Genomic DNA, 12,113 nt, shown 5'->3' with positions numbered 1-12,113 from the left:
CCGTGATGTCGTCATTTTGCGCATTTCTTTTTTATGATTTTAACCTTGATTTAATTATGCAAACTATCCAATCAACCAAAAGCCTTACTCGACTGTGGCGACAGCTCTTTTTTATTCCGATGCTTCACAATCGCTGGCTAACCGATGACTTAAAGTCATCACTAACCCAGAGCATTACAGATGCTGAGTGCGGTCATCGCGGTGAGATTTATCTTGTCATTGAGAATCATCTGCCCATCGGTGAGGCGTATGAGATGGATTGTCGTGAGCGCGCGTTGGCTTTGTTTGGCTTGCACCGTGTTTGGGATACTGCTGAAAATACGGGCGTGATGATTTATGTGAATGTTTGTGAGCATGATTTGGAGGTTATTGCTGATCGTGGCATTGATGATTTGGTCGATGATGAAGAATGGTTAAAGCTAACCCAGAATGCGCTAAATGCGTGCAAACAAGGTAATTTTGGCGCAGGGCTGACCACGCTGATTAACGAGATTGGCAATCTGATGCGCGCCCACTATCCGGGCGATGTCTCGGGCAATGAGCTTAAGAATGATGTGGTGTTCTTAAAGTGATGAATAGCCCGTTGACTTGGCTTGTACTACTTATGGGCGCAGGGATTGTTTTGTATTTTATCGCGCGTTTTTTACCCAAGAAGTCAAATGATTCAATGCGCCGCATAGCGCCGATAGATCGATTACAAGCTGAGCTGATTCGGCGTGAGCCTTATTTTGATTACACCATAAAGCAAGATCGAATCATTGTATCCAAAGACGGCTCTATTGACGCGTATATTATTCTAGATGATAAAGCCGTTAATGCCACCAGGAAACTTGGCGATGTGATGATATTTAGCCTAAAACAGCGGTACCGCATTAAAGAGCTGTCAGAATTGGTCGCGAAGCTCCAACAATTTAAAAAATAACTAAAATTATCCTTGTAAGCGCTTTGTTTTTTTGATAAAATACCGCCTTATTTTATGTCCTAGTCGTGTTCGTTATCAAGAGCTATCAAGGGATAGCCACGACACACAGGTTTTTTACGGAGAACGTAGATGTACGCAGTAATCAAAAGTGGCGGTAAACAACACCGTGTTAGCGTTGGCGAGACTCTAAAAGTTGAGCTACTAAAAGCTGAAAAAGGTGAAACGCTGAAGATTGAAGACGTGCTAATGGTTGTAAATGGCGCTGACATCAAAATTGGTCAACCAGTTGTTGCTGGCGCTAGCGTTGAAGCAGAAGTGGTAGAACATGGTCGCGGCAAAAAAGTGCGCATTGTTAAGCACCGTCGTCGTAAGCACTACCATAAAGAGCAAGGTCACCGTCAATGGTTCACTGAGCTAAAAATCAAAGCAATCAACGCTTAATTACCATTTATTTGATGCCTTTATCTGATAAAGCATCCACATAGGAGACATTCTCATGGCACATAAAAAAGCCGCAGGTTCTACTCGTAACGGTCGTGATTCTAACCCAAAAATGCTTGGCGTAAAAGTATTTGGCGGTCAAGACGTTGTTGCAGGTAACATCATTGTTCGTCAACGTGGTACTGAATTCCACGCAGGCGAAGGCGTAGGCATGGGTCGCGACCACACACTATTCGCTCTAACTGAAGGCGTAGTGAAGTTCGAGACTAAAGGTCAATTCAACCGCCGTTATGTATCTGTATTGGCAAAATAATCTTAGCTAAGATTAGCCCAATCAAAAAACCATCGCAATATCTTGCGATGGTTTTTTATTTGAATTTATTTCTTAAGACAAAAAAATAAGGCTCATTAAGAGCCTTATTTGCATGATCCGATGGGGTTATTTGCCAATCCATTGACGGATCTTCTCGCGCTCTTCTTCGCTAGAGTTTAACCAAAGCTGCATAAAGCCGTCTAGGTTATCACGGGCGATAGGCGCTTGGGTTGGTGCGCTTGATGCAGTTACTGTAGTGGTAGGTGCTTGGTTTAAGGCAGCGATGGTTCTTTGGTTAGAAGTTACTGCATTATCACGACCGAACATGCCACCGATGCTTTGAGTGATTGAGCTTAATACACCTGTGCGGTCTTCAACGATGCTCTCTTGAGCAATGACTTGACCATTTTGGGCAACAGCTAAGGTTGGCGATTTGACGTATTCTTTGGCAGCGTTGTAGTTATTTGGTTGGTTTGGCATGACTAGTTGATAGGTTTGATTGTCCTGAAGGTCTGCTGTCACCGTGATGTTGCCAGATTTTAGGTAGTCGTGATCGCCACGAGTTAGATCAAAGATACGATCATAGCGTGCAGTCACGACATGACGACCTGCCTCTAGTTTGAATTCTCTTTGTAGTGGCTGTAGTGCGCCGTGGCGAACTTCTTGACCGTTAATGGCGGTCACTTTGATGTTGTCATCGACCAGTAGGCGCACTTCTGCGTGAGCATATGCTGCACTTAGTGCAAGGGAGGCGATGATGGCTTTAGTGATCATTTTCATAAGTTTTTCCTTTGAGGTGAAATTTGGGCTAACCTTTGATCGATTAGGGTTAATTGTCAATTTTATGATCAGAGATTTCGAGTAAAAACGTCTCTCTTTCGATGATGCTCTTGGCCTCATCGATGGTTTTCTTGGGAACTTGCACGCGAGACAGATGGGTTAGCAGAGGCGAGATATGATCTAATACTTGAATCATGTCACCAGCATTGCGCGGACCACTATCTAGCATGAATTCAAAAATCGGCTCAGGCAGTCGCCAATTTTTGCGTTTTAGGATTGAATTAAGTAGTGCCTTTCTATCATCAATGTCTTCATTGGTCGGTAGGCGGAAAGTGGGCGCAAGAGACAACCGTGTAACCAAGTCCAACAGTCCAATCTCAAGCTCGCGCGCAGGATTATTTGCCAAAAATACTATCTGCTTGTTCTGTTCGCGCACTCGGTTAATGAGATGAAATAAGCCTTCTTGCCATTCGCGACTGCGATGAATTAAATGTAAATCATCAATGATGATCAGATCAAACATCTCAAGCCCAACTAAGGCGCTGGCATCACCATCATTATCGATCATGTCACCCAGCGATAGACTGATTGCGCTTTTTTTGTAGGTTTGGGTATAGTGTCTATATATCGCTGCCGCCAGATGGGTCTTGCCGTAGCCATAGGCGCCAATGATGAACAACTCTCTTAAATTGCCAAGACCCAGCTCGCGTATCGCATTTAATACGGGCAAGAATCCATCGCCACGAAAGTCACTAAGGCTGGCATCCTGCTTTAGGTCAAGATTAAGCGATGGCTGAATAAAATCACTCATTAATTACAATTACCTACTTAGGCTTGATGGATTTTTATTATTAACATTATGCTGGTGTATTCTGATCAATCCATCAATTCATTTTATACATTTTAAAGTTGCCTATATATAGCACATTTTGGGAAATGTTGGCAAGTGATTTTGTGGATTTATACAAAATCATTTAAGCTGCTACCATAATTTTAGCTGCTTATGTCCCAGATACCAGTCGCTTCTAAGGTAGGCGGCATAAGCATGGCGAAACAGCACATTGATCACCGCTGAGACGGGCAGTGCAATCAACATACCCACAAAGCCAAGCAATGCCGCGCCCGCCAATACCGCAAAAATCACCCACAGCGCAGACAATCCAATCTTATCGCCCAATAATAAAGGTTGTAATACATAGCCTTCCATCGCCTGACCTACGCCAAAAGCACCAATGATCAGTAGCATGTATTTCCAATCAAATCCAAACTGAAAAAACCCCGCCACAAGCGCTACAATGATGCCAATTGCGAAGCCTAGATAAGGCACGAAACTTGCGATGCCAGCACTGATACCGATGATCAGCCCAAGCTTTAGCCCGATAAGCTGAAGCTGAACGGCATAGATTATACCCAGCAGGATCATCACCATGAACTGACCTTTGATGAAGTTCATCAGCGCTGCATCACAATCTTTGGCGATTAGAGTGATTCTGTTGACATGGTCACGTGGTAGGGCGTTTTGCCAAGTTGTAAGACGTCCGCGCCAATTCAACAAAAAATAAAAAGTCAAAATCGGAATCATGACAATCAAGCCGACGCTGTTGGCGGCAGACATTCCTGAAGTAAATACACGCTTAATGAATGTCTGGGCATCAGAAACTTGATAATTGGTTTGAATGTACGTCGTCAGTTCACTAGAGATCATGTCCAGATCGACTTTAAGAAGGTTGTTTTTGGTGAATTGGCCCAGCCAAGGTCGCGCCACGTCATTATACCATTTTAATAATTCGGGCAACGACTCCCAAGCCAGCTGTAGCTGAACCCAAAGCATGGGAAGCAGCCACACCAAGAGTGCTGAGATGATCAAGGTGATAATCAGATAAACCGCAACAATCGCCAAACCTCTGGGTAAAAATCGATCAAAAATCGCCACCAGCGGATTTAAAAAATACGCCAAAATAAACGCCGCAACAAAAGGCGTAATGACAATACGCATCAGATAAAGCAGGTAAAGGAATAAACACAGACCAACTGTAATAAACAGGCGACGAAAAAATGGGTCAATGTGATATCGGTTCATAAAACTCGTGCGAATAATGATAATTAGCTATATAATAAATAAAAAATGTGCATAAATATACACCAATTTCAAAAAAATTATACAATTTAAGGCGAATGGCGATTTTAGTAAGTTTTTGGGTTAAATTTTTGGTATAATTAACGAGTTTTAACCAATTTTGATTTTGACAGGATTGCAATTGCCATGACAGAGCAAACTTCACTTAGCTATAAAGATGCAGGCGTAGACATTGACGCAGGCGAAGCGCTTGTACAGCGCATCAAATCAGTCGCTAAAGCAACTTCTCGCCCTGAGGTGTTGGGCGGATTGGGTGGTTTTGGTGCGCTTTGCCGTATCCCACAAGGCTATAAATCGCCTTTATTGGTATCGGGTACTGACGGCGTTGGTACTAAGCTAAAGTTGGCATTAGACCTAAATCGTCATGACACCATCGGTCAGGATTTGGTAGCGATGTGTGTGAATGATCTGTTGGTGTGTGGTGCTGAGCCTTTATTCTTCTTGGATTACTACGCCACTGGTAAATTAGATGTTGATACCGCAGAAGCTGTCATCAAAGGCATCGGCGATGGCTGTAAATTGTCAAATTGTGCATTGATTGGCGGTGAGACTGCTGAGATGCCAGGCATGTATCAAGATGAAGATTATGATTTGGCAGGCTTTTGTGTTGGTGTGGTTGAAGAAGAAGAGGTCATCACCGGTAAGAACGTCCAAGATGGCGATGTTCTGATTGCACTTGCTTCTAGTGGCGTGCATTCTAATGGCTATTCTTTGGTGCGTAAGGTTATTGAGGTAACCGGTACGGATGTGGCTATCGAGAAGCTTGGTGAAGAGTCGCTGGCGGATGCACTCATGAAGCCGACGCGCATCTATGTTAAGTCTGTGAACGCCCTTCAGAAGCACCTAGGCAATGCCAATATCCATGCCATGGCGCATATCACTGGCGGCGGTCTGACTGAGAACTTGCCACGTGTACTGCCTGAGAATCTAGCAGCTCAAATCGACACTGCAAGTTGGAATCTACCTGCGATATTCCAATGGCTTCAAAAGGGCGGTAACATTGACACGCTAGAGATGTATCGTACTTTTAACTGCGGTGTTGGCTTCATTCTAGTTATCCCAAAAGAACATGCTGATGCTGCACTAAGCTTCCTAAAAGATCAAGGCGAGGATTCTTGGGTGATTGGCGGTATCGCTGCGCGTGATACGGATGCGGTTGTTTACCAATAAGATATTAATAAACCGTCACTTTGGCGGTTTATTTTTTAAATGACTGATAGTTTGATTGATTGCAAATCTATGAAAAAATTAAAAATCGCCGTACTGGTTTCTGGTAGTGGTTCTAATCTTCAAGTGATGATTGATGCCATGCAGGCAGGGCGACTGCCAATTGAGATTGTTGGTGTGGTTAGTAATGTCGCCGATGCCTATGCGGTGACACGCGCCAATAATGCAGGCATTCGCACGGTGGTGCTTTCGCATGTGCCTAACGGCAAGAAAATGGGCATCAAGACCTTCGAGAAGCATACGCTAGAACTCTTAAATGAGTGGATGCCTGATTTGGTCGTTTTAGCTGGGTTCATGCGTGTGCTGTCGGCGGAATTCATTGCTGCTGTACCTTGTGCCATGATTAATCTGCATCCATCGCTCCTGCCTAATTATAAAGGGCTAGATACACATGAGCGCGTGCTGAAATCTGGCGATAAACTGCATGGATGCAGCGTGCATGTGGTCACAGCTGAGCTTGATGCAGGTCAGGTATTGACTCAGGCTGTATTAGCGGTTAAGCAGAATGAATCATCAGAATTGCTAAGATTGCGCGTGCAGAAGCTTGAGCATCAGCTGGTGCCGTTCACGCTAGAGTTGATCGCAAAAGACGTTCTGTCATTGGATAAGGATGTGATTTCTGATAATTTGGCTTTGCCATATCGACTGTGGTTGAGTGATTATTAAAAACCCCAAGTGATTACCTGGAGTTTTTAATATTAAATTAGTGGTTTTCTTTGGCGTGGTTTAGGGTGTATTTAGGAATCTCGATGGTAAGATTCTCATTTGATACAATACACTGACAAGACAATCTAGAATCAGGCTCTAGACCCCAAGCGCGATCTAGAAGGTCGCCTTCGATGTCATCCATCTCTTCTAAGCTATCAAAACCTTCACGAACGACGACGTGGCAGGTGGTACATGCTTTTGACATGTCGCAAGCATGCTCAATCTTAATGCCACGCTCAAGCAGGCCTTCGCATAGATTTTCACCTTCATTTAGCTCTACTGTTGCGCCTTCAGGGCAGATTTCGTGATGGGGTAGGACAGTTACGGTTACCATGATCTTTCTCGTTTTTTCTTTGATTGATTTAAAAACTTAGTTTGTGTGCCACTCGGCGGTGCTTGTGCCCTTTAATGCGGACTTGACATTTTGATCCATGATGATCGAGGCAAAATGATCGCTTAATGGTTTAAGCTTAGCATTGGCTGTATCGATGGATTTTTTGTCATCGTCTTGTAGCGCATCTCTTAGTGACTGCATGGCGGCAAGCAGGGCTGTTTTATCGGATTGAGATAATAAATTGTCAAATTCATTCAATGCTGAATCTAGTGCGATGAGCTCGCGTTCTGCTTCGACTTTGGTCTCGATAAGTGCGCGTAAACGCTTGTCTTCATTGGCATGTAAGAAGCCAGCTTGAAGAAGTTGCTCTTGCTGCCCAGGGCTTAATCCATAGCTTGGGCTGACTTGAATCTGACTGCGCGCACCTGTGGTAGTCTCTTGGGCAGATACGGTAAGCTGGCCATTCGCATCAATATTAAAGCTCACCTCGATGCGTGCATGACCAGCCTTCATCGGCGGAATACCATGCAATTCAAAGCGTGCCAAAGTACGACAATCTGCCACCGCTTCACGTTCACCTTGCACGACATGAACGACCATGCCAGTCTGACCATCTTGATGGGTGGTGAACACCTGACGACGTGCAACAGGAATCGGTGTGTTTCTTGGGATAATGACTTCAGTTAGGCCGCCCATCGTCTCAAGCCCAAGCGATAATGGCGTCACATCTAACAGTAGTAAATTGTCATCGCGCTTATTGATGAGCTGATCGGCAGCGCGTGCCGCACCCAGAGCTACGACTTCATCGGGATTCAGCGTGCAGAGCGGCTCTTTGTCAAAAAATTGATGAACTGCTTGTTGGATGATGGGCATGCGAGTTGAGCCACCCACCAAGACAACTTCTCGAACGTCATCTTTGTTGATTTTGGCATCTTGTAGGACTTGTTGGCAGATTTGTAGAGTGCGTCTGGTGACAGGCTCGATGATGTCGGCTAAAGTGGCACTATTGAACATCATGTGAAGAGGCATGCCTGATACTGTGATGTCAATCATCACAGCATGGCTGTTGCTTAGGGCTTGCTTATATTGTTTGGCAAGCTTGGCAAGTCGTGATTTTTCTGCATTATCGATGTTAGCAGGGTTTAGATTTGCGCTTTTGATAAAATAGTTGGCAATCAAGCGATCAATATCATCACCACCAAGTGCGCTGTTACCACCTGTCGCTAGAACTTCAAACACGCCATCTGACAATCTCAAGATGGACACGTCAAATGTACCACCGCCCAAGTCATAGACGAGATAGATGCCTTCTGAGGTATTCTTGTCCAATCCATAGGCGATGGCAGCTGCCGTTGGTTCATTTAATAGTCTAAGTACCGTCAGACCTGCAGCAGTGGCAGCGTCTTTGGTAGCGGCACGCTGAGCCTCATCGAAATACGCAGGCACGGTAATGACAGCGCCAGCGATGCTGTCAGGTGGTAGGGCGGCTTCAGCATGGCGCTTTAGGTGTGACAGAATGTGTGCCGAAGTCTCAACAGGGGATTTGTCACCTTGGGCGGTAACAAAGGCAGGCATGGTGTGCTTATCGCCAACTAAGGTGTAAGGATGTGAAAATTTGATGTCTGCCTTACTGCGACCCATGAATCGCTTGGCAGAGATGATGGTATTCTTGGTATCATCAGCATAAGCCAACGCGGCTTTACCAATCAATGGGCGGTCGGACTGACCACCATAATACACGACCGATGGCATGAGTGGTGTATCACCAAAATTCAAGACATCGGCCCGCCCAGAGCGCACCACACCAATCAAGGAATGGGTTGTGCCCAAGTCGATCCCAAGTGCAAAACGATGCTGATGGGGGTTTTTGGATTGGTTGGGTTCGCTAATTTGCAATAAAGACATGGTATCTCTTAAAAGCTGGCTAATGCGAAAAATTACGCAAATAAATAAGTGGCTGACTTCTAATTTTAATCAATCTAATTGAATATAAATGAGGATCGTTAGCTGGTATCATCTATACATAAAGATCGTCATCATCGCCATTGGTGTTTAGGCTGTCGGTAAGTTTGTGCTGAACATCAATGGCAAGTTTTTCTAAAAATTGTATTTTTTGGGCATTAACTTCAGCATTTTGCCAATCTTTGGCTTGATAGCTGATGTTAAAAGCAGTGTTGTAGCGTGATTTTTGGTCATTAATGGCGCGAAGAAGTTCGCTCAGCTCGTCTTGATTATTCAGATCATCAAGTGCTATGCGAAACTCCATCATCTCATCCAAAAAGTCCCAATCATTAATCGATGCATTCAAATCGCATTGCACACCAGCCAGCTCAAGCAGGTGGGCAGCGCGTTTATCATCATGATATAAGCTGTCATAGGCATGGTTGATAAGTGATGCCATTTGCGTAGGCGCACTTTGGGCTTGATCAGGATGATGGATTTTTTGTAAGGCTAATAAAGATTTTTTTAGTGCATCTTTATCAATATCAAAGGCCACAGGCAAATCAAACAGGGTAAAGAAATTATTATGACTCGTCATGTCGCATCATCACACTGTAAAGGATTCGCCGCAGCCACACTCACCGGTCTGATTGGGGTTGGTGAATTTAAAGCCAGAGTTCAGACCTTCTGTGACGTAATCCATCTGTAGGCCGTTAAGATATACCAAGCTCTTAGGATCGACAAACACGCTCACGCCATCGCTTTCAAAGCGTTCATCGGTGTCGTTCGGCGCATCGACAAATTCTAGCACATAGGCAAGTCCTGAACAGCCTGCCGTTCGCACGCCCACACGAATCCCTTCCCCGCTACCGCGGTTATCTAGAAAGTCTTTAACGTGTTTGGCAGCTCGTTCGGTTAGCGTGATCATAACTTATCTCCTATGTACTACAAAATTAAGCGTGTGCTTTGGCTTGGTAATCTTCAATCGCCGCCTTGATGGCGTCTTCAGCCAATACTGAGCAGTGAACTTTTACCGGAGGTAGGGCAAGCTCTTCTGCGATGTCTCTGTTCTTAATGGCGGCAGCTTGGTCTAGCGTTTTGCCTTTTAGCCATTCGGTAACCAATGAGCTAGAGGCAATCGCTGAGCCACAGCCGTAGGTTTTGAATTTGGCGTCTTGGATGATGCCATCATCGCCAACTTGGATTTGTAGGCGCATCACGTCACCACAAGCAGGTGCACCCACCATGCCAGTGCCGACATTCTTTGAGTTTTTGTCTAGGTTGCCTACGTTGCGTGGGTTTTCGTAATGGTCAATAACTTTGTCTGAATATGCCATGATATTTTCCTATTTTGGGTTAGGCTTGATACTCTTTTAATGCTGTCGATTATTGGATTATCAAGCCGATTGCCTATTCAATTTTAGGGATTTTGTGATTTAAAAAATTAATGTTCTTGCCATTCAACTTTGCTAAAGTCAACGCCATCTTTGAACATGTCCCACAGCGGAGATAGGTCGCGAAGCTTTTCAACGGCATCAGTGATCTGTGCTAGAACACGATCAATGTCTTCGTCGGTGGTATAGCGACCGATACTAAAGCGAATCGATGAGTGAGCCAATTCGTCAGGGCGACCGATCGCACGCAGCACATAAGATGGCTCAAGTGTCGCTGAAGTACAAGCCGAGCCAGAAGATACCGCTAGGTCTTTTAGCGACATCATCAAGCTTTCGCCTTCGATGAAGTTGAAGCTCACGTTTAGAATGTTAGGAATACCATGCTCAAAGCTGCCGTTAAGATAGATCTCTTCGATGCCTTGTAGGCCATTCCATAGCTTGTCACGCAGACGAGTGATGTGTGCATGATCTTCATCAAAACGCTGTACCGATAAAGCAAAAGCTTCGCCCATGCCAACGATCTGATGGGTAGCAAGTGTGCCCGAGCGCATGCCGCGTTCGTGTCCGCCACCGTGTTGTTCTGCTTTTAGGCGCACGCGTGGCTTACGTCCAACGTATAGCGCACCGATGCCCTTAGGGCCGTAGATCTTGTGACCACTAAAGCTCATTAGGTCTACTTTTAGCTCTTCAAGATTGATTTTGATTTTGCCAACCGCTTGAGCAGCATCCACATGGAAAATAATGCCTTTGGCGCGAGTGATCTCGCCGATGGCTTTAATGTCTGTCACAGTGCCAAGCTCGTTATTTACTGCCATCAAGCTCACCAAGATGGTGTCTTCACGAATCGCATCAGCTACCTGCTCTGGCGTGATGATGCCTGTGCCTTCTTGAGGGGTTAGATAAGTAATCTCAAAACCTTCTTGTTCAAGCTGACGGCAGGTATCAAGAATTGCCTTGTGCTCGATTTGGCTTGTGATGATGTGCTTGCCTTTAGTGTGATAAAAGTGCGCCACGCCTTTTAGGGCTAGGTTGTCTGATTCGGTCGCACCACTGGTAAACACGATCTCACGTGGGTCAGCGCCAACGGTTTCGGCGATTTGAAGGCGAGCATTTTCAACTGCTTCTTCTGCTTGCCAGCCAAAGCCATGTGAGCGACTGGCAGGGTTGCCAAAGATGCCATCGAAAGTCATGTATTGAACCATCTTGTCGGCGACTTCCTTCGCGACGGGCGTGGTGGCTGCGTAATCTAGATAAATTAAGGAATTCTGGCTCATGCTGGATTTACCCCAAGTAAGTTAATGGTATTAATGTGATCTTTTCTATCGCCTTTATTGCTTAGAGCTTTGTACTCTTGGCGTTCGGCGATGCTTTGTGTGTTATTGGAATTAAGAAGCTCATCAAGTGTGACATTGCTAAGATATGCTTCGATATGCGCAGACAGATTATGCCATAAATCATGCGTCAGACACATCGCGCCATCTTGGCAGTCGCCTTTACCGCCGCATTGCATGGCATTGACACTCTCATCGACTGCCGTAATGATGCTCATGATGTCAATCTCATCCAATGGCTTGGCTAGGTGGTAGCCACCTGATGCACCGCGCGTGCTATTTACGAGACCTTTTTTGCGAAGCTTAGAAAATAGCTGCTCAAGATAAGAGATTGAGATGGATTGGCGTTTTGCGATGTCAGAGAGTGAGACTGCACCTTGATGGCGATTCTCTTGTACCGCCAAATCAAGCAGGGCGGTGACTGCATATCTGCCGCGAGTGGTTAAGCGCATAAGAAAATACCCAAAAATGCCTAGTTCTGATTCGAACATCGGTGAATTAATTTAGGCTCATTATAATAATTCCTAGTAATTAGGTCAAGATTATTTATTGAACTTTGCTGTTATTTTTATTAAAAGATAAATT

Annotated in this window: 16 protein-coding genes; 6 read left to right on the top strand and 10 right to left on the bottom strand. The window is 45.0% G+C overall.

Features of this window, described 5'->3' with window-relative positions; all coding sequences use genetic code 11:
* Positions 1-56 precede the first annotated feature (56 nt).
* The 4 genes from GY683_RS08545 to rpmA all read left to right on the top strand — a co-directional run bounded on the left by GY683_RS08545 (position 57) and on the right by rpmA (position 1,676).
* Positions 57-572 (top strand): TPM domain-containing protein, encoded by a 516-nt coding sequence (locus GY683_RS08545; protein ID WP_297288326.1) that lies wholly within the window; start codon positions 57-59, stop codon positions 570-572.
* Positions 572-922 carry a hypothetical protein gene (locus GY683_RS08540; RefSeq protein WP_297288325.1) on the top strand — a complete coding sequence of 117 codons (351 nt, stop codon included), beginning with the start codon at positions 572-574 and terminating at the stop codon, positions 920-922. Before GY683_RS08545 ends, GY683_RS08540 begins: the two co-directional genes overlap by 1 nt.
* A gap of 129 nt (positions 923-1,051) precedes the next feature.
* Positions 1,052-1,363 carry a 50S ribosomal protein L21 gene (rplU, locus tag GY683_RS08535; protein WP_036366243.1) on the top strand — a complete coding sequence of 104 codons (312 nt, stop codon included), beginning with the start codon at positions 1,052-1,054 and terminating at the stop codon, positions 1,361-1,363.
* 55 nt (positions 1,364-1,418) lie between these two features.
* Positions 1,419-1,676: a 50S ribosomal protein L27 gene (gene rpmA, locus GY683_RS08530; protein WP_003659274.1), complete on the top strand. Its 258-nt coding sequence runs from the start codon at positions 1,419-1,421 to the stop codon at positions 1,674-1,676.
* Between the two features lie 126 nt (positions 1,677-1,802).
* Here rpmA and GY683_RS08525 read toward each other — a convergent pair whose 3' ends face one another.
* The 3 genes from GY683_RS08525 to GY683_RS08515 all read right to left on the bottom strand — a co-directional run bounded on the left by GY683_RS08525 (position 1,803) and on the right by GY683_RS08515 (position 4,536).
* Entirely contained in the window at positions 1,803-2,456 is a 654-nt protein-coding gene (locus GY683_RS08525) for a DUF2057 family protein (RefSeq protein ID WP_297288324.1), read from the bottom strand.
* Between the two features lie 49 nt (positions 2,457-2,505).
* On the bottom strand, positions 2,506-3,267 hold the full coding sequence (locus GY683_RS08520; protein WP_297288323.1) for a DnaA/Hda family protein: 762 nt from the start codon (positions 3,265-3,267) through the stop codon (positions 2,506-2,508).
* Between the two features lie 171 nt (positions 3,268-3,438).
* Complete coding sequence (locus GY683_RS08515) at positions 3,439-4,536, bottom strand: AI-2E family transporter (RefSeq protein WP_297288322.1); 1,098 nt, start codon at positions 4,534-4,536, stop codon at positions 3,439-3,441.
* Between the two features lie 183 nt (positions 4,537-4,719).
* Between GY683_RS08515 and purM the strand changes: the two genes are divergently transcribed.
* Positions 4,720-5,763 (top strand): phosphoribosylformylglycinamidine cyclo-ligase, encoded by a 1,044-nt coding sequence (gene purM / locus GY683_RS08510; RefSeq protein ID WP_297288321.1) that lies wholly within the window; start codon positions 4,720-4,722, stop codon positions 5,761-5,763.
* Between the two features lie 69 nt (positions 5,764-5,832).
* The gene (gene purN / locus GY683_RS08505) at positions 5,833-6,486 is read left to right on the top strand and encodes a phosphoribosylglycinamide formyltransferase (RefSeq protein ID WP_297288320.1); all 654 of its coding nucleotides are present in this window, start codon (positions 5,833-5,835) and stop codon (positions 6,484-6,486) included.
* 37 nt (positions 6,487-6,523) lie between these two features.
* Here purN and fdx read toward each other — a convergent pair whose 3' ends face one another.
* The 7 genes from fdx to GY683_RS08470 all read right to left on the bottom strand — a co-directional run bounded on the left by fdx (position 6,524) and on the right by GY683_RS08470 (position 11,980).
* Complete coding sequence (gene fdx, locus GY683_RS08500; RefSeq protein WP_036366257.1) at positions 6,524-6,862, bottom strand: ISC system 2Fe-2S type ferredoxin; 339 nt, start codon at positions 6,860-6,862, stop codon at positions 6,524-6,526.
* Positions 6,863-6,898: 36 nt separating this feature from the next.
* A complete protein-coding gene (hscA, locus tag GY683_RS08495; protein WP_297288319.1) occupies positions 6,899-8,767 on the bottom strand; it encodes a Fe-S protein assembly chaperone HscA in 1,869 nt (622 codons plus the stop codon).
* A gap of 112 nt (positions 8,768-8,879) precedes the next feature.
* Positions 8,880-9,401: a Fe-S protein assembly co-chaperone HscB gene (gene hscB, locus GY683_RS08490; protein WP_297288318.1), complete on the bottom strand. Its 522-nt coding sequence runs from the start codon at positions 9,399-9,401 to the stop codon at positions 8,880-8,882.
* 9 nt (positions 9,402-9,410) lie between these two features.
* Complete coding sequence (iscA, locus tag GY683_RS08485) at positions 9,411-9,731, bottom strand: iron-sulfur cluster assembly protein IscA (protein WP_046696395.1); 321 nt, start codon at positions 9,729-9,731, stop codon at positions 9,411-9,413.
* 25 nt (positions 9,732-9,756) lie between these two features.
* Positions 9,757-10,140, bottom strand: coding sequence for a Fe-S cluster assembly scaffold IscU (gene iscU, locus GY683_RS08480; protein ID WP_297288317.1), 384 nt, complete (start codon positions 10,138-10,140; stop codon positions 9,757-9,759).
* 107 nt (positions 10,141-10,247) lie between these two features.
* On the bottom strand, positions 10,248-11,471 hold the full coding sequence (locus tag GY683_RS08475) for an IscS subfamily cysteine desulfurase (RefSeq protein ID WP_297288316.1): 1,224 nt from the start codon (positions 11,469-11,471) through the stop codon (positions 10,248-10,250).
* On the bottom strand, positions 11,468-11,980 hold the full coding sequence (locus GY683_RS08470; RefSeq protein WP_046697467.1) for an Rrf2 family transcriptional regulator: 513 nt from the start codon (positions 11,978-11,980) through the stop codon (positions 11,468-11,470). Before GY683_RS08470 ends, GY683_RS08475 begins: the two co-directional genes overlap by 4 nt.
* Between the last annotated feature and the right edge of the window lie 133 nt (positions 11,981-12,113).

The sequence above is a fragment of the Moraxella sp. genome, assembly GCF_024227015.1.
Lineage (GTDB): Bacteria > Pseudomonadota > Gammaproteobacteria > Pseudomonadales > Moraxellaceae > Moraxella.
The sequence above is the reverse complement of the archived record's forward strand: the minus strand, read 5'-3'. Positions and strand labels throughout refer to the sequence as shown.

Coding starts and splice junctions, on each gene's coding strand:
- GY683_RS08545 (WP_297288326.1), top strand. CDS start 57: ATGCAAACTATCCAATCAACCAAAAGCCTTACTCGACTGTGGCGACAG.
- GY683_RS08540 (WP_297288325.1), top strand. CDS start 572: ATGAATAGCCCGTTGACTTGGCTTGTACTACTTATGGGCGCAGGGATT.
- rplU (WP_036366243.1), top strand. CDS start 1,052: ATGTACGCAGTAATCAAAAGTGGCGGTAAACAACACCGTGTTAGCGTT.
- rpmA (WP_003659274.1), top strand. CDS start 1,419: ATGGCACATAAAAAAGCCGCAGGTTCTACTCGTAACGGTCGTGATTCT.
- GY683_RS08525 (WP_297288324.1), bottom strand. CDS start 2,456: ATGAAAATGATCACTAAAGCCATCATCGCCTCCCTTGCACTAAGTGCA.
- GY683_RS08520 (WP_297288323.1), bottom strand. CDS start 3,267: ATGAGTGATTTTATTCAGCCATCGCTTAATCTTGACCTAAAGCAGGAT.
- GY683_RS08515 (WP_297288322.1), bottom strand. CDS start 4,536: ATGAACCGATATCACATTGACCCATTTTTTCGTCGCCTGTTTATTACA.
- purM (WP_297288321.1), top strand. CDS start 4,720: ATGACAGAGCAAACTTCACTTAGCTATAAAGATGCAGGCGTAGACATT.
- purN (WP_297288320.1), top strand. CDS start 5,833: ATGAAAAAATTAAAAATCGCCGTACTGGTTTCTGGTAGTGGTTCTAAT.
- fdx (WP_036366257.1), bottom strand. CDS start 6,862: ATGGTAACCGTAACTGTCCTACCCCATCACGAAATCTGCCCTGAAGGC.
- hscA (WP_297288319.1), bottom strand. CDS start 8,767: ATGTCTTTATTGCAAATTAGCGAACCCAACCAATCCAAAAACCCCCAT.
- hscB (WP_297288318.1), bottom strand. CDS start 9,401: ATGACGAGTCATAATAATTTCTTTACCCTGTTTGATTTGCCTGTGGCC.
- iscA (WP_046696395.1), bottom strand. CDS start 9,731: ATGATCACGCTAACCGAACGAGCTGCCAAACACGTTAAAGACTTTCTA.
- iscU (WP_297288317.1), bottom strand. CDS start 10,140: ATGGCATATTCAGACAAAGTTATTGACCATTACGAAAACCCACGCAAC.
- GY683_RS08475 (WP_297288316.1), bottom strand. CDS start 11,471: ATGAGCCAGAATTCCTTAATTTATCTAGATTACGCAGCCACCACGCCC.
- GY683_RS08470 (WP_046697467.1), bottom strand. CDS start 11,980: ATGCGCTTAACCACTCGCGGCAGATATGCAGTCACCGCCCTGCTTGAT.